The sequence below is a fragment of the Bradyrhizobium sp. USDA 4473 genome, from assembly GCF_054063335.1.
In genome coordinates this window covers 4567093-4588594 of sequence record NZ_JBSSGE010000001.1, presented here as the reverse complement: position 1 = coordinate 4588594, position 21502 = coordinate 4567093, and the positions used below count along the sequence as shown (strand labels likewise).

The 21502-nt window shown below is 61.9% G+C and carries 12 protein-coding genes; 3 read left to right on the top strand and 9 right to left on the bottom strand.

Annotation, left to right across the window (positions count from 1 at the left end; genetic code table 11):
• Positions 1-42 precede the first annotated feature (42 nt).
• From ACVW17_RS21290 to ACVW17_RS21270, 5 genes are all read right to left on the bottom strand, one after another.
• Positions 43-1512 (bottom strand): HlyD family type I secretion periplasmic adaptor subunit, encoded by a 1470-nt coding sequence (locus ACVW17_RS21290; RefSeq protein WP_456753742.1) that lies wholly within the window; start codon positions 1510-1512, stop codon positions 43-45.
• On the bottom strand, positions 1512-3686 hold the full coding sequence (locus ACVW17_RS21285; RefSeq protein ID WP_456753741.1) for a type I secretion system permease/ATPase: 2175 nt from the start codon (positions 3684-3686) through the stop codon (positions 1512-1514). Before ACVW17_RS21285 ends, ACVW17_RS21290 begins: the two co-directional genes overlap by 1 nt.
• Positions 3658-4989 (bottom strand): glycosyltransferase, encoded by a 1332-nt coding sequence (locus tag ACVW17_RS21280; RefSeq protein WP_456753740.1) that lies wholly within the window; start codon positions 4987-4989, stop codon positions 3658-3660. The genes ACVW17_RS21285 and ACVW17_RS21280 overlap by 29 nt, the downstream gene beginning before the upstream one ends.
• A gap of 29 nt (positions 4990-5018) precedes the next feature.
• Entirely contained in the window at positions 5019-5780 is a 762-nt protein-coding gene (locus ACVW17_RS21275; protein ID WP_456753739.1) for a hypothetical protein, read from the bottom strand.
• Positions 5781-6001: 221 nt separating this feature from the next.
• Positions 6002-7126 (bottom strand): calcium-binding protein, encoded by a 1125-nt coding sequence (locus ACVW17_RS21270; RefSeq protein WP_456753738.1) that lies wholly within the window; start codon positions 7124-7126, stop codon positions 6002-6004.
• Between the two features lie 667 nt (positions 7127-7793).
• Between ACVW17_RS21270 and ACVW17_RS21265 the strand changes: the two genes are divergently transcribed.
• Positions 7794-9479 (top strand): glycosyltransferase family 4 protein, encoded by a 1686-nt coding sequence (locus ACVW17_RS21265; protein WP_456753737.1) that lies wholly within the window; start codon positions 7794-7796, stop codon positions 9477-9479.
• Between the two features lie 144 nt (positions 9480-9623).
• On the opposite strand, the gene ACVW17_RS21260 is transcribed toward ACVW17_RS21265, so the two are convergent.
• Positions 9624-12515, bottom strand: a complete 2892-nt coding sequence (locus ACVW17_RS21260) for a beta strand repeat-containing protein (protein ID WP_456753736.1) — start codon at positions 12513-12515, stop codon at positions 9624-9626.
• A 612-nt stretch (positions 12516-13127) separates the two neighbouring features.
• Between ACVW17_RS21260 and ACVW17_RS21255 the strand changes: the two genes are divergently transcribed.
• Together ACVW17_RS21255 and ACVW17_RS21250 are read left to right on the top strand one after the other, a co-directional pair.
• Positions 13128-15263: a calcium-binding protein gene (locus ACVW17_RS21255; protein WP_456797840.1), complete on the top strand. Its 2136-nt coding sequence runs from the start codon at positions 13128-13130 to the stop codon at positions 15261-15263.
• 334 nt (positions 15264-15597) lie between these two features.
• Positions 15598-17232, top strand: a complete 1635-nt coding sequence (locus ACVW17_RS21250) for a calcium-binding protein (protein ID WP_456753733.1) — start codon at positions 15598-15600, stop codon at positions 17230-17232.
• A gap of 98 nt (positions 17233-17330) precedes the next feature.
• Here ACVW17_RS21250 and ahcY read toward each other — a convergent pair whose 3' ends face one another.
• From ahcY to ACVW17_RS21235, 3 genes are all read right to left on the bottom strand, one after another.
• A complete protein-coding gene (ahcY, locus tag ACVW17_RS21245; RefSeq protein ID WP_456753732.1) occupies positions 17331-18758 on the bottom strand; it encodes an adenosylhomocysteinase in 1428 nt (475 codons plus the stop codon).
• Between the two features lie 124 nt (positions 18759-18882).
• The gene (gene metK / locus ACVW17_RS21240) at positions 18883-20079 is read right to left on the bottom strand and encodes a methionine adenosyltransferase (protein ID WP_456753731.1); all 1197 of its coding nucleotides are present in this window, start codon (positions 20077-20079) and stop codon (positions 18883-18885) included.
• A 60-nt stretch (positions 20080-20139) separates the two neighbouring features.
• On the bottom strand, positions 20140-21495 hold the full coding sequence (locus tag ACVW17_RS21235) for a hypothetical protein (RefSeq protein WP_456797839.1): 1356 nt from the start codon (positions 21493-21495) through the stop codon (positions 20140-20142).
• Positions 21496-21502: the final 7 nt, after the last annotated feature.

Here is a 21502-nt window from a genome sequence, read left to right as displayed (position 1 = left end):
GCCTTCTCGTTATGCTGCATGCGGAGCGGAGGGAGTATTGGCTCAGCGCTCCCTGAAGGCCTCGGACGTAACCTTTGTAAGCGGCGAGAGCAGATAGCTGATGATGCGGCGATTGTCGGTCTTGACTTCGGCGGTCAGGGTCATGCCCGGCGTGAGCGGGATGATGGCATCATCGATCTTCATCGCCGTCTCCTCCAGCGCTATAGTGACGAGGAAGACGAAATTCTGCGGCTGCCCCGGCGCGCCCGGCTGGTTTGCCATCGCATTCACGGTGCTGGTCGGATTGGCCTGCTGGCGTCGAGCGGTCTGTTCATCGATCGCATCATTGGCCACGTTGATGACCTTGCCGTGCAGCGATCCGAAGCGGGTGAACGGGAAGGTATCGACCTTGACCACGACGTCCTGGCCGACTTTGACGAACCCGATATCGGTGTTCGAGACGTAGACCTCGGCCTGCAGTTTCCCGCCGTCCGGGACGATGCTGAGGAGCTGCTGGCCGGTGGTGACCACCTGGCCGAGCGTGGTGACGGCAAGCCCCTGTACGGTTCCGGAGGTCGGGGCAAGCAGTTTGGTGCGGGCCAGCTTGGTATTGGCCTTGGCATATTGCTGCACGGCGTCGTCGAGCTTCTTCTCGGCGTCGGCAAGCTTCGTGCTGTTGTCAGCGATGAAAGTCGCGAGATCCTTGTCCTTCTCGGCTCCCAGTTCGGCGATCGCGGCCTCGGTCTCGAGCAGCTGGCCCTTGTCGCTGGCAAGCGACGATCGTGACTTGTCCAGCGACTCCAGCGCATCAAACAGGTTGATCTTGGTGCCGACCTCGAGCTTGAGTGATGCCTCGCGAACCGCCACGCGGTCCTGCAGTGTTTTGATCAGTTCGGTCTGATAGGCGATGCTCATGTTCAGACGTTCTCGGGTCGCGTGCTTCTGCGCGATCTGCTTCTCCAGCGTCCCGAGCGTCTCGGCGAGCTGGGACACGTCCGCCGCCAGGACACGCGTCTCACGGCCGCGGAAACCGGGCGGTACATCGTCCTGCCATTCGATCTCGGTAACCGGAAGCAGCGGCTTGAGCGGCCAGGCCTTGGCCTGATCGATCGCCACTTTCCGCCGCGCGACCTCCGCGCGAAGCGCGCTCGCCGCCTCGCTTTGCCGCCTGGCCTCGGCCTCTGCCTCGGCGGCATCAAATGTCATCAACTCCTGCCCGGGCTCGACATGCATTCCGTTGGTCACAGACAGCGAGACCACGGTACCCGGATCGAAAGGCTGGATGAACTTGGTTTGGCCGGACGGAACGATCTTACCGAGCGCCACGGCATGCACGTCCAGCTTGCCGAACACCGACCAGGCAAGCGCCGCTGCCACGAATGCGCAGATCGTGAGCATCAGCGCCACCTTGACCGGCGACGCAGGAGTTTCCAGGATTTCGAGCGCGGACGGCAGGAACTCGCGGTCGGGACCGCGAACGTCCGACTTGAACGGAAAGAGAGCCTGGCGAACCGGCGTGACGTCCTTGCCCATCACTTTGTCCAATCATTCTGCAGCGACCACAGACGCGCGTAAAGGCTGCCGCTGTTTGCAATCAGTTGGTCGTGATTTCCCTGCTCGACGATCTTCCCGTCGGACATGCCGATGATCCGGTTGCACGGCCGCACCGCGGCGAGTCGGTGCGCGATGATGATGACGGTACGCCCCTTGGTGATGGCGCGCATGTTGTTCTGGATGATGCGTTCGCTCTCGTAATCGAGCGCGCTTGTCGCTTCGTCGAGGATCAGGATCCGCGGGTTGGTCGCAAGCGCTCGGGCGATGGCGATGCGTTGACGCTGCCCCCCCGAGAGGTTGCTGCCGCGCTCCTCGATCATCGTGTCATAGCCTTGCGGCAGCGCACCGATGAACTCGTCCGCACCGCCCAGACGCGCGACGTGCATCACCTGCGCACGCGTCATGGCGGGGTTGGCCAGCGCGATGTTCTCGTGAATCGTCCGGTTGAACAGCAGGTTTTCCTGCAGCACGACTCCGATCTGCCGGCGCAGCCAGCTCGGGTCGAGTTGCGCCACGTCCACGCCATCGAGCAGAACCTGGCCACGCTCCGGCAGATAGAGCCGCTGAATCAGCTTGGTCAACGTCGACTTGCCCGAGCCTGATGGCCCGACGATCCCGATCACTTCGCCGGCCTTCAACCGCAGCGAGACGTTGCGCAGAACCTCGGGGCGGCCAGGCTGATAGCGGAACGAGACCTCGCGCAACTCGATATCGCCTTTCGGTGGCGGCAGCGTCGGCAGGCTTGCCGGAATCGGCTCGACCGGCGTGTTGAGAATGTCGCCCAGTCGTTCGACCGACACCTGAACCTGCTGCAAATCCTGCCACAGTTGCGACAGCCGCAAGATCGGCTGCAGGACCTGGCTCGAGATCATGTTGAAGGCGATCAATTCGCCGACCGTCATCGACCCGGAGATCACCGCCTGCGCGCCAAATAGCAGGATCATCGCCGTGGTGAGCCTGCCGACATACTGGATCAGATTCTGCCCGAGGGAGCCCAGCATCGACGCTTCGAAGGATGTGCGTACATACGCGGCCAGCCGGTCTTCCCACTCCGCCTGCATGATCGGCTCGACACTGGCGGCCTTGAGCGTCAGCGCGCCGACGATCGACTCGACCAGGAATTGCTGGCTACGTGCGCCGCGATTGAATTTCTCCCGGATCTTCTCGCGCAGAAACGGGCGGATCAGGCCCGCGATGAGGATGTAGAGCGGCAGCGTCGCCAGCACGACGAGCGTCAATGGCACGGAATAGAGGAACAGGACACCGACGAAGACAAAGGTGAAGAACAGGTCGAGAAGCGACGTCAGTCCCTGGCCGGTGAGGAAGTTCCTGATGGTCTCGAGCTCGCGCACGCGCGCGATCGTCTGGCCTGTTGCACGGGTCTCGAAATAGGCGATCGGAAGCCGGAACAGATGATGGAACAGCCGCCGCCCGAGTTCGACATCGATGCGGTTGGTGGTATGGCTCAGGGCATAGGTCCGAAGGTATTGCAGCGTCGCCTCGAACAGGCCGAGCGACACCATGCCTACGACCAGCACGATCAACGTCGACATCGCCTTGTGAACGAGCACCTTGTCGACCACGAGCTGGAAGAACAGCGGCGTGATCAGGCCGAATATCTGCACAAAGAACGAGGCCAGCAAGACGTGCGAGAGCACGCGCCGGTAACGCCAGATCGACGGCAGGAACCAGCTGAATCCGAACGTCTTCGGATCGATGCCGGCGCCGCCGGCCCGCCGCGTGACCAGCACGATCTCGCCGTTCCATTGCTGGGACAATTGCTCGAGATCGACTTCGGCGGTGGCGCGCCGCACAGGGTCGGCCAGACGGAACTGGCCGGTCTTGGCGCCGGGCGCGAGCACCAGGAAGCCGCCTTCCTTGAGTCCGATAATGGCCGGCAACGGACACCTTGTCAGACGCTTCGCCGTGGCGTTGGTGATCCAGCGCGCCTTCAACTCCAGACGTTTTGCGGCCGCAACGAGGTCCGCGGACTCGGCCATCCGTCCGGCCAGCCCCAGTTCGTGGCCGAGCTGCCGCGGATCGGCGGCGATGCGGAAATAGCCCGCCACCAGCGCCACGGAATACAGGCCCGTGTCGACCTTTTCGACCGACGCCGGAGCGTCGTCATCGCGGATTGCTGATTGCAACGTCATGACTATCCCTTGCTACCACCGCAATACCGCTTTCAACACCAAGGACCCGTTCGACGCTTGCTCTTGCCGGTTTGCCGGGCCTGGCCGGATCGAACTGTCGAACAAATTCCATCCATTCCGGCAGGCAGCGCCGCTTCAGATCGTACCGATCGACGATGGTGCGGCGCGCAGCTTTCCGCAGGCCCTGAAACCGCGACGGCGCCGCCAGCGCCTCGATCGTGAGCTCGGCGAGCCGTTCCGCGTCAAAGAAATTGACCAGCAGTCCGTTCTCGCCGTCGACGATCACCTCTTCGACGGGCGCCGTCTTCGAGGCGATCACCAGCGCGCCGGCGCTCATCGCCTCCAGCATCGACCAGGACAGCACGAACGGATAGGTCAGATAGAGGTGCGCGCTCGATATCTGCATCAGCGCGACGAATCTGTCGTACGGGATCGATCCGACGAAATGCACCCGATCGAGCGGCAGCGAATCCCGGACCTCTTCCAGGAAGATGTTTTTCCAGCTGCGGCCGTCCCGCGGCCGCGGTCCATAGGACGCGCCATCGCCTCCCACGATCACCACCTGGGCGTTCTTTCGCTCCGCGAGGATCGCCGGCAGCGATCGCATGAAAATATGATAACCCCGGTAGGGTTCGAGATTGCGGTTGACGAAGGTAATGACTTCGTCCTTGGCGCCGAGCGTCCGGCCGTTCGGCAGCACGAAGGTCGCTGCCGGATCGGGTGCCACGACGTCGGTGTCGATGCCCTCGTGCAGCACCTGGATCTTCGATTGCAGATGCGAGGGATATCGCGCCCTTTGCCACTCCGTCGGAGCGACCGCGGCGTCGGCGTCGGCCATCGAGAGCAGGATCGGCGCGTTGTTCAGGCGCGCGGCATAGCGTTCGTTGAACGTCAACGTCGCGCGGAACTCGGGATCGAAACCGATATTGGCCCCGTCGGCCGAATAATAGAACTCGGCGTGGACCGCGAGCTTCGCCGACGGCCAGACGTCGCGCACCGCGAGCGCTTCGCCCCATCCGACATGGCCGAAGACGAGATCGGGAACGTACCCTTGATCCCTCAACTTCAGCATTTCGTCGGCGGCATGCCGTCCACGCACCACGTGTTGCGAGAAGGAAGCCGCTAGCGGAGAGGGCTTGCCAATATTCGCTTCATTGAAGCGGTAGCGCCGGACCGGCACGATTTCCGGCCTGGTGTTACGACTATCGCAGAGCGCCAGGACGTCGTCGCCGGACTTTTTCAAGAGCTGCGCGATGTGTCTGAACTGCGCCGGAAAGTTCTGGTGAATGAAAAGAACGCGCATGATCTGATGTTCGGTTTGAAATGATTTTCCTAGCGCTGCTTCTCAATAAGCAACGTCTTCGGCCGCCGCGATCTGGCGGTCTCGAACAATGAATAGGTCCGGCTGACATAGTTGGTCACCGAGGATACGCCCTGCATGTACTCGCGCAGCTGTGGCGTCATGTCCGCCTCGACCAGACGAACGGGCCGGGTCGGATCCTGGAATTCGAAGCGAACGTAGAACCACGGGTCGCCGCGCTTCAACACCAGCTCTTTGCTGATATCGTGCCATTCGAACGCCCACATCATCGGACGCGGCCAGATATGGATCGGCAGTCGGCCGCCGATCATGACGCCCGGCAACGGCGTCGAATAGTAGTGATTGAAAGCGGGCAACTGCATCATGTAGGCGAGTTCATCGGCCAGGAAGATGTAGGGGCTCGCAATTTGCAGAATCGGCCGCTTGGGATGCCGCCATTCCTTTGGGGAATTGAGCCGGACCAGTTCCGCAAGCGCCTTGGGCCGGATCGTGGCCATGTCGCCCGCCGTACTGCGGAGCCGTGGCTCGTTGGTCTTCGGATCGAGTTCGATACGGATCTGAATGTCGACGGGGCAATTGACCTGGAATATCCGCGAGTCGTGATCGATCACGGCAGGGCAGAACGACACGCTCTTGGCGTGCGAGGTGCGCTTCTCTTCCCGGGTGAGCCGGCTCGGCGCCTCCCAGATGAAGGTGGCCTTGGTGGTATCAAGCGTCCAGCCGACCTCGACAGCCCGGCTGAGGGATACCTTCTTCTTCAAAAAATCAAACATCCCCTGAACCTCTGCCGGCCATCATAGATTGCCTGGGCCGGCCCCTGCAATTGACACCCCCACCGCAGCCACCTCCGCAAAAACACGGTGAGAAACACTCCGCGCCCGGCCGCTTCGAGAGCGGACGGGCGCTTTCGGTCTGAAACCGGGGGTCGTGGACCATCCAGCTCCGGTTGCGGCCGCGAAAAGGGCCCGGGAGAGTACTCCCGGGCCATTTCGCGTTAACTGACAATCGAGAAATTCGACGCCGTGACCGTCGATGCGGTAGCCCCATTCAGCCAGACCGCAGTGTCGCTGTCGACCTGGATGACGAAGTACGCGCCGTTCTGGAAGGAATGCGACAGCACGTCCGCGAACGAGGTGAAGCCGGAACCATTGAACTGCACGGTATCGGTGGCCGCGTTGAAGTCCTGGACCACCTGGACGCTCGGCACGTCGTTGGAGACGAACGTGTTGTTGCCGCCGCCGCCGAAGTAGTAGTTCACGCCTTGGCCGCCATCGAAATAGTCGTTGCCGGCACCGCCGAGAAGCACGTCGACGCCGTCACCCCCGTACATGGTGTCGTCGCCGTTGCCGCCGTAGAGATAATCATTGCCCTTGGCACCGTACAGGACGTCGTTGCCGTCGTCGCCGTTCTCGACCACCGAACCCTGGGTGGCGATCAGGACGTCGTTGCCCGCTCCGCCATAGGCGTTGCTGAGATTGCCAGCGCTCAAATAGATCCAGTCGTCGCCGGCATCGCCTTCGATCAGATCGACGCCGTCGTTGCCGACCATCGTATCGTTGCCATTGCCGCCATATGACGTGTCGTTGCCGTCGCCGCCGTACGTCAGATCGTTGCCGTCGCCGCCGAACAACAGGTCATCGCCACCGCCGCCTGCCAGCACATCGTCACCCGCACCGCCGTACAGACCAGGCGCGACACTGATGCCGGCGGCCACGATATTGGCGCCGCTGTCATTGCCGTCGCCGCCGAAGATCGTATCGTTACCATTCGAACCATACAGTGCGTCTCGGCCGGCACCGCCGTCGATTATGTGGGCCTGAGTGGTTAGGCCGAACGTATCATCGTTGATATAGTCGTCGCCGGCGCCACCGTACTCCTGCTGAACGACGGCGCTATTGCCGCCCTGGATCCAGTCATTTCCGTCGCCGCCATAGAAGTTGCCCCAAGCAGGACTTGTCCACAGGGCGTACAGGTAGTCGTTACCTTGGCCGCCTTCCCAGTAGTCGAAACCGACGATGCTGCTACCCAGCGTGTCGTTGCCCTGGCCGCCGTAGAGTGAGTCATAACCAGCTGTGGAGCTGACGCTGTTGTCAGTGCTGTCGCCGTAAAACACGGGCATAGAATGTCTCCGTCAATATGGGCTCTCGGTCGAGCCAGCCAAAAAACACGAAGGCAGCAGCAGAATAAAATTAAGAGCTGCCCGACGAACCGGCCTCGAGAGGCCGGGCGTAAAAATAAGCCGTTAACCTAGCATCCAACTGTTTTGGTATCGGCGCTGGGTGCGAGGTTCAATGGAAACGAAAAAACACCTACCTTAACTTCCAAAGCCGGCGGTGGAGCTGGGTGATCGGCGTTGGCACCAAGTGCCGGAGTTGCGAAGATGTGCGGTCCGGCTTGGAACAGTGCACGCGGCTCGGCAACAGAGTCCCGGAGCCTGTCTTGCCTGCTAACAATAGAGGAAATCATCGCCGATTAATGTGGTCGCGCTCACACTTGGTTCGACCGACCAGAAGGCCATGTCGCTACGCACCATGGAACAGCTCCGTCAATATCCGGGCTCTTGGTCGAGCCCGCTGAAAATATCCGGCGACGCAGCGTTGACGTCACCCCGACAAAATGGCCGCGGAGGCCAGACCTGCAATAGACTGATACGCTAACACGGTCTTGGCCAACCACGCTATCGCTCGCAGGTTGCAGGTTCAAGGAGATTGCAAAAAGAAAACGGGTTCCAATATCTTGCCCTCTCCTGATATCAATCTCCGGTTTAATTTATTTTGGATAACCAGATGTCGTTTCCGACTGCCGCGATCTCGTATCTTCCCGAAGCCTACTCGCTTGGCGATAAGCGAATCATGGGACGCCAGGCCGCTGGCGCCGGATTTCTTAAGGCGCTCGCGCGCGAGAAACCGGAACGGCTGTTCTGCTACACGCCAAAGCGGGAATTCGTCGACCAGTTCGCGACCGACATCCGGCGCTCCGGATCGGATGCCACCACCATCGAATGGCTGCCGCCGCCGGCGCACCGACGGCTTGGCGAACCGGGGTTGCTGTATCTGCCCGATCCCGGCCTCAGCCAGTATGCCTGGCGACGGGCGCGGCATTCGCCCCGCGCCTACAGCCTGTGCGGCATCACGCACACGACGATGACACATGTCGCGATGGGCATGCTGTCGTCGATGCCCCTCAGTCCACTCGAGCATTGGGATGCCGTGATCTGCACCTCGCTCGCGGTGCACAAAAGCGTTGACCAGTTGCTCTCGGCACAGGCCGCGTTCCTGAAGGCGAGGCTCGGCGCGCGGCGCATGCCGATCCCGCAGCTTCCGGTTATCCCGCTCGGGGTGAACTGCGCCGACTTCACGTTTCGCGATGGCGAACGGCAGCGCGCCAGGCAGATGCTGGGCATCGACGACGATGAGATCGTCTTGCTCTACGTTGGACGGCTGTCTTTCCACGCCAAGGCCCACCATGTTCCGATGCTGCTGGCTGCGGAACAGGCCAGCAAGGGGCATAGGGTCGTGCTGGTGCTGGCGGGTTGGTTCGGCAAGGACGCCACCGAGCAGCTCTTTGTCCGCGAGTGCTCGGAATTCGGCCCATCGCTGCGACGCATCTTTGTCGACGGACGCAAGCCCAAGGACCTCAGGGCCGCATGGGCGGCAGGAGACATTTTCACCTCGCTTGCCGACAATTTTCAGGAAACGTTCGGGCTTACGCCGGTCGAGGCAATGGCCGCCGGACTGCCGGTCGTGGTGTCGGACTGGAATGGCTACAAAGAGACCATCCGTCACGGCACCGATGGCTTCCGGGTACCAACGTTCACCCTGCCACCCGGTTCGGCCGAATTCCTGGTCGAGCGGGCAGACTTCGGCTTCGACAACTACGATACCTACACGGCACTGACGAGCGCAATGATCGCCGTCGACATTCCCGCCGCAGCAGCCGCCTATGCCGCACTCTTTGCCAATCCCGATCTGCGGCGACAGATGGGCGCGGTGGGGCAGAAGCGCGCGCGCGATCATTATGACTGGTCGCAGATCATGAAGCTGTATCGCCAGCTGTGGACCGAACTCGCCGACCGCAGGCGAAGCAAAGTCGAAGGCACAGTTCCGGCCGGAATGGTTCGTCCGGACCGGCTCAATCCATACACCATGTTCAACGGCTATCCGACCCGAACGCTCGAGGGCGCATGTGCGTTCGCGCTTGGCGATGGCGTGGACCGCAAGGAAGTGCAACGCAGGCTATCAGCCGAAAGCATCGGTCGTGCCGCACAGACACTGACCAGGCCGCAGGCCGTGGACGGCATCGTCAACGCATTTGAAAAGCATGGTCCATCATTGTCGATGTCGGAACTGGTTAAACACACACCCGACATCCCGCGCGATGTCGTCGACAGAACGGTGATGATTCTCGCCAAGTGTGGCGTTCTCAGGCTCTTGCCCAACCCGCACGCGACGCCTTCCGCGAGCAAACGATAATCCGGCAGCCGGCTGTCCTGCTCGCAGCTTCACCGCACCGACCCCCGGGAACGGGATCACAAATGAGAAGGCCGCCTCAACCGGCGGCCTTCTTTGGAGCGTATTGCAGTCAAAACTCCGGAGATCAGGGCCCGGTCTCAATTCTCAACTGAACTTGAACATGCTCGCATCGAGCTGTGCCGGCGCCACGCCGATCAGCCAGACCGCACTGCCGGCAGCATCGGTGATGATCGTGGTGTTGATCCCGGCAACGTAGGTCTCGGCCGCCTGTACGTCGGCAAACGAATGCAGCGATGTCCCTGCAAAGTTCACGAAGTCATTCACGCCGCCCGTATTGAAGTCCTGGACGACCATGACCTCCGAAGAGGCGTCGCTGATCACGAACGTATCGGAGCCACCACCGCCCCAGGCGTAGTCAACGCCGCCGCCACCGCTGATGACATCGTTGCCGCTGCCCATCAGGAACACGTCGACGCCGCTGCCGCCGGTCACCGTATCGCCGCCGTTGGAGCCATAGACGTAGTTCTGGCCCGAACCGCCGTAGATGACATTGCCGTCGGCCTCGCCCGACGAGATGAAGATGTTCAGGCCCGAGCCGCCGTACATGGTGTCGACGCCTGCGCCGCCGTAGAAGTAGTTGGTGCTGTTCCCGCCATAGAGATAGTCGGTGCCATCACCGCCAAACATCACGTTGACATCGCTTCCGCCGGTCCCACCCGAGCCGATCAAGGTATCGGTGCCGGCCCCGCCAAACAGATAGTTGAAGCCGGCGCCTCCATAGAGCACATCATTGCCGTCCTCTCCCAGCAACACGTCGAGGCCGTTGCCGCCGATCAGGACGTCATTGCCGGCGCCGGCATAGATATAGTCGTTGCCGTCGCCGGCATCGCCATAGTCGTCGCCATTGCCGAGAACGAGCACGTCGTTTCCGGCGCCACCGGTCGCGGTATCATTGCCGTCACCGCCGTAAAGCGAGTTATTGCCGGCATTGCCCGTCAGGACGTTGTTCAGCGCGTTGCCGGTGCCGAAAAGATTGCCCGAACCGTCCAGGATCAGATTCTCGACGTTGGCGGTCAGGCTGTAGTTGATCGTGGTGTGAACAGTGTCGGTGCCTTCACCGGTGTTTTCGACCACCACGTCGCCGGGATCGTCGACGTAATAGGTGTCGTTGCCCAGCCCGCCGGCCATCGTGTCCGCACCGGCCCCGCCGTCCAGCGTGTTGTTGCCTGCGCCGCCCGTGATGAAATTGGCGAGCGCGTTGCCGGTACCCGAGACATTGTTGGACGTCGCGATCGCGAGGTTTTCAACGTTGGCAGCGAGCGTGTAGTTGAAGTTACCGACGATCACTGCCGTGTCGGTGCCCTCGCCCACATTCTCGGTGATGGTGTCGCCGGGATTGTCGAGAATGTAGGTATCATTGCCGGCACCGCCGACGAGCGAATCTGCGCCGCCGATACCGTCGAGCAGATTGTCGCCGCCGTCACCGATCAAGGTATCGTTGAAATTCGACCCTCTCAGTCCTTCGATCGAGGTGTAGGTATCGCCGGCAGCGTCGCCGGTGTTCGAGGCCGGATTGGCCAGGCTGGCCAGCACGCCGGCCGCGGCGTTGACATACTCCGCAACGTCGTTGCCGGCTCCGCCATCGAGCGCGTCGGCACCTGCGCCACCACGCAGATTGTTGTCACCGCCGTCTCCGGTCAGCGTGTCGTTGAAGGCCGAGCCGATAATGCCTTCGATCGAGCTATACGTATCGCCCGCGGCCTCGCCGGTATTGCTGGCCGGATTTGCAAGACTGACGACCAGCGCCGTCGCCGCATTGCCGTAGTCCGCGTAGTCCGTGCCGGCGCCGCCGACGAGCGAGTCGGCGCCGAGGCCGCCTCGCAGGTTGTTGTTGCCTCCGTCGCCGATCAGGGTGTCGTTGAAGTTACCTCCCTGGATGCCTTCGATCGAGGTGTATGTGTCGCCGGCAGCTTCACCGGTGTTCTGGGTGGGATCCGCTAGGTCGGCCACAATGCCCGTGGCCGCATTGCCGTAGTCGGCGTAGTCGTACCCCGCTCCGCCATCAAGCGAGTCCGCGCCGGCGCCACCGCGCAGGAAGTTGTTGTTGGCGTCGCCGATCAGCGTATCGTTGAATGCACTGCCTCTGATCGCTTCGATCGAGATGTAGACGTCTCCGGCGGCTTCTCCGGTATTCAGCGCGGAGTTCGCCAGATCGGCAACGACCCCGGTTGTTGCATTGAAATAGTCGGCATAGTCAAAGCCGGCGCCGCCATCCAGCGTATCGGCTCCGAGACCGCCCTGCAGGAAGTTAATTCCGGAATCACCGACCAGATGATCGTTGAAGTCGCTGCCGCGCAATCCTTCGATCGAGATATAGGTGTCGCCGGCCGCTTCGCCCGTATTCTGGGTCGGGTCTGCGAGGTCTGCCGTGATGCCGACGCCCGAGTCTGAATAGGAAGCGAAGTCGAAGCCGGCACCGCCGTTGAGCACGTCGGCTCCGGCGCCGCCGCGCAACGTATTGTTGTTGGAGTCGCCGATCAGCGTGTCGTTGAAGGCCGAGCCTCTGATCTTGGAGATGTTGGAGTAAGTATCGCCGGCTGCTTCGCCGGTGTTCTGGGTGGGATCGGCGAGGTCGACCACAAGCCCGGCGGATGAATTGGCGTAGTCGGCATAGTCATTGGCCGAGCCGCCGATGATCGAGTCGGCCCCCAACCCGCCCTGCAGGTAAGAGGTGTTTCCATTGCCGATCAGGGTGTCGTTGAAGTTGCTGCCGATCAGGCCTTCGATCGATGTATAGGTGTCACCGGCCGCAAAACCCGTATTGACGGCTGGGTTTGCCAGGCTCGCTTTAATGCCGACGCTGGAGTCGATGTAGGATGCAAAGTCTATCCCGGTTCCGCCGTCCAGGGAGTCGGCGCCATCGCCGCCGATCAGCGTGTCATTGCCGGCAAGTCCCAGCAGCGTGTCATTCGTGTTCGAGCCGTTGGGTGTTCCGGTTACGGTGTCGTTGCCTGACGTGCCTGTAAATGTCGCCATGATATAATCCCCTTGCGTGGTCAAAAAAGTCGTTGTGCAATGCGAGTAGTCGGCAGAATCCAGATCTCGGCAGGAGAAACGAAGCGGGAAACGCCGATTGGCTAAACAGAGCGTGAGAGCAAAAACGACAGCAGTGCAGCAGCGAAAGAGCTGCCGCTCAGTTAGTGCGTTGAGTTGATCAGGTGACGAAAATCCAATCGGGGCGCGTTCAGCCGACCTGGACCGGCAATGAGTTCCCCCTCCCCTTTTCCAATATTAACGAAATAGTAAATATGGAAACAATCTAAGCGAGAGGATTTACGCGAGTCAACGCTCATCTGCACGACGATTGTCGCGGAATTCGCCTGGTCGATCTGCGGACCAGCTCACGGCAGCGCCACGAGCTCGGGTGGGTAGTCTCGTCGGCCGCAAGCTTGCGACTATGCGCTGCGGTGCACTCGCAACCGCAACATGATTCCAGAGCCTGGCATGAAGACAACATTGCGTTCAGCTTGACGACGATAGGTCGCAGACGCTTTGGCCAGGATCTCGGGCATCGGCACTTGCCGGAACCGAAAATCACTGGAAACTGCGCGTCGATTGCAAATGTCAGGGAAGGTGGAGGATCAAGCGATGGGAAGCGTATGGCGAAACCCCGTACTGATCGCGAGCGTGCAGCCCAATCCTCCTGTCAACGGCACCGATAACGGGTCCAACAACCTCGATGCACCTGTGCTCGCCGCCATCGGCAACGACCAGATGGCGATGGTCTACATGCAAGGTGGCTATGCCAACTTCCCTGACCTCAGCTACCGATCCATCGCTCTGCAACGGGTCGATCCGCTCGGCAATACGTTCGGGACCCCGATCACGATCACCAGCAGTTCTTACAGTCCGACCTTGATCGGCTCGGTCGTTTCGTCGCCTGGCGTGACCGCGCTCTCCACTGGATCGGTCGCCGTTTCCTACACTTACGGATCCTACAACACGGGCACGCTGCGGACCGACGTGTTCGCGAAGATTGTCGCGCCAGACGGCACCGTCGGGGCGGAAATCAAGCTCAATACCACCGCGGGCAACCAAACCAACGCAACGATTACGGCCGTGGCAGGCGGCGGATTTCTTGCGGTCTGGCAAGATGCCATTTCCCCTCTACCGGGCGGCGTCGGCGGCGACGGCTCCGGCTCGGGCATCAACGCCCAGCTGTTCGATGCCGCCGGTAACAAGATCGGTTCCGAGTTTGCGGTCAACACGACGACCGCCGGGAGCCAGACCACCCCTTCGGCGACGACGCTCACCAATGGCAACATCCTGGTCAGCTGGATCAGCGGCGCCAATGTCGAAGCGCAGATCTACACCTCGGCCGGCGTTGCGGTCGGATCGGAGATGACCTTGTCGACCGCGCCCGGGCCCAGCGCCTCGGTCGGCTACGACAAGGTCGTCGCGCTCTCCGGCGGCGGCTTCGCGCTGGTGCGGGACTACACGAACTCGATCATCGCTGCCCTCAACCCCGTGATCGATGTGCAGGTGTTTGACGCGACGGGCACGGCGGTCGCGCCGGCGCTGCAGATCGACGGTGTCGGCACCGGCTATTTCATCAATTCAATCGACGCAGCCGCGGCGAGCGACGGCGGCGTGACGGTGACCTACAGCGCCAACGACGCGATCGTTGGGGTCACGGCGGTCAGCCGCTACCACATCGCAAGCAACGGATCGCTTGGTGACGCCAGCACGGTGACGACAGCCTCGAACAGCACGTCGGCAATCGGCGCGGCCGCGATCGCCATGTATGGCGACGGACGCGAGCAGATCGTCTGGGAGCAGCACCAGCCCGGCTTCGCCGACACCTTGCAGGAATCGATCTACGACGATCGCAACACCACGACGTTTTACGCGACCGCCACGCAGCCGACCGCGGTCGGCAGCATCTCGAACGACCTGATCTACGGCCACGCCGGCGCGGACACGCTGTATGGCTACAGTGGCAACGATGTTCTTGTCGGCCAGGGCGGTGACGACATCGGCTATGGCGGCGACGGCAATGATTATTTCTATGCCGGCGCCGGCAACGATACGCTGTTCGGCGATGCAGGGCTCGACGTGCTGCTTGGCGAAGACGGCAACGACGTGCTCTACGGCGGCACCGGCTTCAACTATCTCTATGGCGGCAACGGCAATGATATTCTGAACGGCTCGGGCGGCGCGGCTCCCAGCGACGTCAACGTGATGTACGGCGGCGATGGTGCCGATCTGCTGTATGGCGGCGCCGGCACCAACTATTTTTACGGCGGCGCCGGCGTCGACACCATGTACGGCGGATCCGGTCTCAACATCTTCATCTCGTCGGGCGAGAGCGACGGCAATGTCATCTATGGCGGCACCGGCCAGAACTATGTCTATGGCTCGAACGGCGGCGACACCGTCACCGGCGGCACCGGCGTTGACGTTTTCCTGATGGGTTCCGGCAACGACAGCATCACGGGCGGCGGCGGCGTTGATTATGCCTCGGGCGGCGGCGGCAGCGATACCTTCACCCTCAACGATTCGACGTCCGAGGTGATGGTGATCCAGGACTTGAATGCCGGCGGCGTCAACGACCTGATCAATTTCGCTGGCACGTCGCTGCACTCCTTCGCCGATGTCCAGGCGGCGTCATTCTACGTGGCCGGTACCAACACCACCATCATCACCGACGCCGCAGGCAACGCGGTCTGGCTGACCGGCGTCGCTCCGGAACAACTGGACGGCAGCATGTTCAAGTTCAGCTGAATGCTTCGGGCCCAGACGGCATCTGCAACGCCCGGCTTGATCCGCGCCGGAGCCGCTAGTAAATGTTACCGCTCGTTGTTGAGCCTTGCGAGTGCCCCGCGCTAGGCCCCCAACACCGGAACCGTCACGGCCGCGAACCTCTCGATCGTGAGCTAAAGATTTTTTAGGCGGGCTTTTCCGCGCCGAACGCCCCCCGAAAATTCCGCGGGCCGAGCGAGTTTTTTCGCCTCGGATCAACTAAAAGTGGTATCAAGCGTCGATAAAGCGAAATTATTCAAATGCATCTTGCAACGGGCGGTTGGATCGGGCGGACGATTTTACTGAGGGGTAGGAAATGGCTTGGACTTATACTGTTCAGCTCAGCGGTAGCGCTGGAGCGGCGACGGATTCGGCCCTGGTTTACGACCTGCAACAGGCGCTAAGCGTCTGGCAGGACTATATCGGCGGCATCGGCAATCTTGTTGTCGACCTCAATATTACGACCACCGCCGTGGGGCGGGCAGATGGCGGGCCGACGTCGTCCTATTATGTCGGAACCAACGGCGGCTTCGACGTCTATGAGCCTTCGAGCCAGTACGAACTGACGACGGGACAACACCTCAGCGGCACGACGAGCGACATCACCATCGATGTCGACACCTCCTATCTGCAATATCTCGATCTGGACTACGGTCTGAGTCCGAGTAGTCAGGTCCCGTACAACAAGCTCAACCCGATCGACGTGTTCCTGCACGAGGTGATGCACGGGTTCGGGATGACGGGCTGGTACAGCCAGAGCGGTCAACTCCCCAGCAACTATGAATCGACCTTTGACACTTTTATCCAGAAGTCCGGATCGCTGGCCTATTTCATCGGTGCGCATGCGGAGGCCGCGTATGGCGGCCCGGTACCGCTGACGACGGACAGCAACGACGGGGAAAACTACTATCACTTCGGCAATCAGCAATCCGACTTCAACGCCTCGCCATCAACAGTCACGGACCCGCTCACGCTGGATCTGATGAATGGGATCGTGTTCTTCGACGACTACCAATACGTCGTTTCATCGCTCGATCTCGGAGTGCTGAAGGACCTCGGATACAGCGTCCGTGGCTACGCCGACGACACCATGTACGGCACGGTTGGTGCGGACTCGCTCTATGGAACGGCATCAAACGACCTGATCTCCAGCGGCGCAGGCAACGACATCATCGTTGCGGGCGCCGGCTTCGATACCATCGACGGCGGCGACGGTAACGACTACATCTACGCCGGCGCCGACGCTGACGTTTTGAGCGGCGGCAACGGCAACGACGTATTGCTCGGCGAAGACGGCGATGACGTGATCTATGGCGGCACCGGCTTCAACTATCTGTTCGGCGGCAGCGGCAATGACACACTGGTTGGCGCGGGCGGCACGTCGGCCAGCGACGTCAATGTGATGTATGGCGGCGACGGCGCCGATTATCTGTTCGGCGGCGCCGGCACCAACTACTTCTATGGCGGCGCCGGCGTCGACACGATGTATGGCGGCTCGGGTCTGAACATTTTCATCTCGTCGGGCGAAACCGACGGCAATCTGATCTACGGCGGCTCCGGCCAGAACTACGTTTACGGCTCGAACGGCGGGGACACCGTCACCGGCGGCACCGGCGTCGACGTCTTTCTGATGGGCTCGGGTGCGGACGATATCACCGGCGGTGGCGGCGTCGACTACGCCTGGGGCGGCGGCGGCAGCGACACCTTCAACCTCAACGACAAGGCGTCCGATACCGAAGTGATGGTCGTCGAGGACTTCAACGCCGGCGGCGTCAACGACTTCGTCGATTTCGCAGGTACCTCACTGCATTCGTTCGCAGACGTCCAGGCTGCCGAATTCTACGCGGCCGGCATCAACACCACCATCATTACCGACGCCGCAGGCAACGCGGTGTGGCTGATCGGCGAGGCACCCGCACAACTGAACGCGGGCATGTTCAAGTTCAGCTGAGAGTGTTGGCTTCACGCCGTGGGCGATAAACGCGCCCGCAGCAAAAAGCCCCGGACGATGCCGGGGCTTCTCACGTGATCGATCGCAATGACCGCAGCTCAATAGCGGTAGTGATCCGACTTGTAGGGACCTTCCTGCTTGACGCCGATATAATCGGCCTGGTCCTTGCGCAGCTCGGTCAGCTTGACGCCGATCTTGGCGAGGTGCAGGCGGGCGACCTTCTCGTCGAGCGTCTTCGGCAGCACGTAAACCTTCTTGGCGTACTTGCCGTCCTTGTTGTTGGCGAACAGCTCGATCTGCGCCAGCGTCTGGTTGGTGAACGATGCCGACATCACGAAGGACGGGTGGCCCATCGCATTGCCGAGGTTCACGAGGCGGCCCTCCGACAAGAGGATGATGCGGTGCTTGTCGGGGAATTCGATCTCGTCGACCTGCGGCTTGATGTTGGTCCACTTCAGATTGCGGAGCGAAGCGATCTGAATCTCGTTGTCGAAGTGGCCGATGTTGCAGACGATGGCGCGATCCTTCATCGCGCGCATGTGCTCGATGGTGATGATGTCCTTGTTGCCGGTGGCGGTGACGAAGATGTCGGCGCGCGGCGCGGCATCTTCCATGGTCACGACCTCATAGCCTTCCATCGCCGCCTGCAACGCGCAGATCGGATCGACTTCGGAGACCATGACGCGGCAGCCGGCCTGGCGCAGCGAGGCCGCCGAACCCTTGCCGACATCGCCGAAGCCCGCGACCATTGCGACCTTGCCCGACAGCATCACATCGGTACCGCGGCGGATGCCGTCGACCAGCGACTCGCGGCAACCATAGAGGTTGTCGAACTTCGACTTGGTGACGCTGTCGTTGACGTTGATCGCCGGGAACAGCAGCGTGCCCTTGTTGGCCATCTCGTACAGGCGATGCACGCCCGTGGTGGTCTCTTCCGACACGCCCTTGATGTTCTTGGCGATCTCGGCGAAGTAGCCCTTCGGCTTCTCCTTCAGCAGGCGCTTCACCAGCGCGTAGAAGATCTCCTCTTCTTCCGAGCCCGGCTTGTCGAGGAATGCGGTATCGCCCTGCTCGGCGCGCACGCCGGCATGCACCAGCATGGTGGCGTCGCCGCCGTCATCGAGGATCATGTTTGGCGTGCCGCCGCCGTGCCAGTCGAACAGCTTGGCGGTGTAGTCCCAGTACTCGGTCAGCGTCTCGCCTTTGATCGCGAACACCGGAATGCCGGCAGCCGCAATCGCGGCGGCGGCATGATCCTGGGTCGAATAGATGTTGCAGGAAACCCAGCGGATATCGGCGCCGAGCGCGGCCAGCGTCTCGATCAGCACGGCGGTCTGGATCGTCATGTGCAGCGAGCCCGCGATGCGCGCGCCCTTCAGCGGCTGCTTGGGGCCGAATTCTTCGCGGGTGGCCATCAGGCCGGGCATCTCGGTCTCGGCCAGCGAGATCTCCTTGCGGCCGAAATCGGCGAGCGCAATGTCCTTGACGATGTAGTCGGTGAAGCCGGGCTTCGTGGGGGCGTTCATGTGAGCGTCCTGTTGTTGAATTGGTCATTCCGGGACCCCTCAAAGAGGCGAACCCGGAAGCTCGAGGTGACGGATAAGGATTCCGGGTTCGCTCGCTCCCGCGAGCGCCCCGGAATGACGCAAGTCAGAGCGCGCGCTTGAGCTGTTCGACGAGATCGGTCTTCTCCCAGGAGAAGCCGCCCTCATTGTCGGGCGTGCGGCCGAAATGACCATAGGCCGAGGTGCGCGCGTAGATCGGGCGGTTGAGGTCGAGATGGGTGCGGATGCCGCGCGGCGTCAGATCCATCGCCTTGGCTGCCGCCTTCTCGAGCTGATCCTCCGACACCTTACCGGTGCCGTGGGTGTCGATGTAGATCGACAGCGGGCGCGCCACGCCGATTGCGTAGGCGAGCTGCAGCGTGCAGCGGTCGGCGAGACCGGCCGCGACGATGTTCTTGGCGACGTAGCGCGCGGCATAGGCGGCCGAGCGGTCGACCTTGGTCGGATCCTTGCCGGAGAACGCGCCGCCGCCATGCGGAGCCGCGCCGCCATAGGTGTCGACGATGATCTTGCGACCGGTCAGGCCGGAATCGCCGTCGGGACCGCCGATGAAGAACTTGCCGGTCGGATTGATGTGCCAGATCGTCTTGTTGCTGATCCACTCCTGCGGCAGCGCCTCGCGCACATAGGGCTCGACGATGTCACGGATCTGCTTCGAGGTGAGGTCCTCGACCAGATGCTGGTGCGAGACCACGATCTCGCGGACGCCGACCGGCTTGCCGTTTTCATACTGCACGGTGACCTGGCTCTTGGAGTCCGGACCGAGCACCTTCTCCTTGCCGGAGTGGCGCGCTTCGGAGATCAGGCGCAGGATCTTGTGGGCATAGAAGATCGGCGCCGGCATCAGGTCCGGCGTCTCGTTGGTGGCATAACCGAACATGATGCCCTGGTCGCCAGCGCCCTCTTCCTTGACCTCGCCCGGCTGCAGCGCGTCGACGCCCTGCGCGATGTCGGCCGACTGCGGATGCAGCAGGATCTCGATGTCGCAGTTCTTCCAGTGGAAGCCGTCCTGCTCGTAGCCGATGTCCTTGATCGCGTTGCGAACGACGCTCTCGATCTGCTCATTGGTGACCGAGCTCGGGCCGCGCGTTTCGCCGGCGATCACCACCTTGTTGGTGGTCGCGAGCGTTTCGCAGGCAGCGCGGATCTGCCACGGGTCGATGCCCGCTTTCGGTCCCTCGCGGTAGAACAGGTCGACGATCTCATCGGAGATACGATCGCAGACCTTGTCCGGATGGCCTTCGGAGACCGACTCGCTGGTGAAGAGATAAGACGCGCGCATCAACTAAACCCCTTGTTTCGTCGAAGTCCGACGTTGGTTGGTGAATATGTCCCCGGAATGTCAGTCTCGTCGCCGTGAGATGACGTAGGATTCGTCGTAGAACCACAGCCCGTTGTGTTTGCGGAGAACCTCGCGTGTGGCCTCGAGAGCTCGTCCGTTTTCGGTCGTTTCGGTCAACCGCTCGTCTTCGATCTGCGCGACATATACCGCCGCATTCCACGCCGCAAAGGCCGTCGAGGTTCCGATCGAGCCGGTCACCTCATTGGGCAGCGCTTCCATATCATATCGAAAGATCGAACGGTTATCGGCGTAGGCGTTGAAGTTCAGCTCGCGTCCGGCGGAGCCCAACTCGTATTTCACGGCGCGCAGTATCTCATGGCGGCTGACGGCGAAAGGATTTTCTCCGGGCCACACCGCTTGAATCATTTCGAGCCCGGGATCGCCGCCGTGGGAGTGGATTCCTATCAACCGTCCGCCGCCGCGCAGCGCGCGGGCGAGCGGCGCGATGATCCGCTTGGCGCGGAAGTTCACCGAGGATTTGGCGCGGTAGGGCTGCGAGGCGATCACGAGATCGAAATTAGCCTCGGTGCGGCCGGCCCGCGGAATGATGGAATCGAGCAGGAAGCGGTGATCATCCCGATACAGCACCAGCGCCACCGGCCGCTCATAGATCGGCATCGCATTGCCGGGGCTCAGATTCGCTCGCCAGTTCTGCTCAAGGAATGGGCCGAGTTCGGCGATCTGGGCCTCGAATTCCCCAGAGGACGCACCCCGCAAGGCCACCTCATGCCAGATCATGCTGGCGGCGGCCGCGGAATTCTTCGGCGTCAGCCAGGGTGCCTCGGCGTAGTACATGTTGGTGAAGACGAAGACGCTGGCCGGATGCTCGAACAGGCGGTCGGGGACCTTGTCGAGGGTGAGACGGACGTCCTCGAGGCTCAGTTCCTTGCCGGCGATATAGAACGGCATATGTGGGAAGCGGCCATGCATGGCACGCAGGACCCGCGCCAACACGGTGCCGTCGCCCATCCCGGCATCGAATACCCGCAGCGCCGGCGGCCGGGGGTGGATCGCGGCCAGTTCCAGCGCCACCCGGTCGGCGATCACCCGCTTCTCGCTGCAGGTGTGCACGAACAGCAAATAGCGCTGGCGATTCTCGAAGAACCGGAAATTGCCCCGCGGATCGCGCTTTTCCGGCGGCACCACGAGGCCGCGCGGCGGCGCCACACCGCCCGGCGTGGACGTCGCGATGAAGCCGTTGATGCGGTCGAGCGTGTCGATGGTGATGCGCTTGCCCTCGCGCAACCGGTGCACCAGCTTGCCGTCGTTGACGGCACGGCGGCCGAACGTCGTCTCCGCCATGTCGGAACGGCGGCAGAAATCCGTGATCTGACTGAGGATTTCGTCGTTCTTCATGGGGCCA

Excerpts from the sequence above, each read along its gene's own strand:
- ACVW17_RS21290 (WP_456753742.1), bottom strand. The coding sequence starts at position 1,512 with ATGGGCAAGGACGTCACGCCGGTTCGCCAGGCTCTCTTTCCGTTCAAG.
- ACVW17_RS21285 (WP_456753741.1), bottom strand. The coding sequence starts at position 3,686 with ATGACGTTGCAATCAGCAATCCGCGATGACGACGCTCCGGCGTCGGTC.
- ACVW17_RS21280 (WP_456753740.1), bottom strand. The coding sequence starts at position 4,989 with ATGCGCGTTCTTTTCATTCACCAGAACTTTCCGGCGCAGTTCAGACAC.
- ACVW17_RS21275 (WP_456753739.1), bottom strand. The coding sequence starts at position 5,780 with ATGTTTGATTTTTTGAAGAAGAAGGTATCCCTCAGCCGGGCTGTCGAG.
- ACVW17_RS21270 (WP_456753738.1), bottom strand. The coding sequence starts at position 7,126 with ATGCCCGTGTTTTACGGCGACAGCACTGACAACAGCGTCAGCTCCACA.
- ACVW17_RS21265 (WP_456753737.1), top strand. The coding sequence starts at position 7,794 with ATGTCGTTTCCGACTGCCGCGATCTCGTATCTTCCCGAAGCCTACTCG.
- ACVW17_RS21260 (WP_456753736.1), bottom strand. The coding sequence starts at position 12,515 with ATGGCGACATTTACAGGCACGTCAGGCAACGACACCGTAACCGGAACA.
- ACVW17_RS21255 (WP_456797840.1), top strand. The coding sequence starts at position 13,128 with ATGGGAAGCGTATGGCGAAACCCCGTACTGATCGCGAGCGTGCAGCCC.
- ACVW17_RS21250 (WP_456753733.1), top strand. The coding sequence starts at position 15,598 with ATGGCTTGGACTTATACTGTTCAGCTCAGCGGTAGCGCTGGAGCGGCG.
- ahcY (WP_456753732.1), bottom strand. The coding sequence starts at position 18,758 with ATGAACGCCCCCACGAAGCCCGGCTTCACCGACTACATCGTCAAGGAC.
- metK (WP_456753731.1), bottom strand. The coding sequence starts at position 20,079 with ATGCGCGCGTCTTATCTCTTCACCAGCGAGTCGGTCTCCGAAGGCCAT.
- ACVW17_RS21235 (WP_456797839.1), bottom strand. The coding sequence starts at position 21,495 with ATGAAGAACGACGAAATCCTCAGTCAGATCACGGATTTCTGCCGCCGT.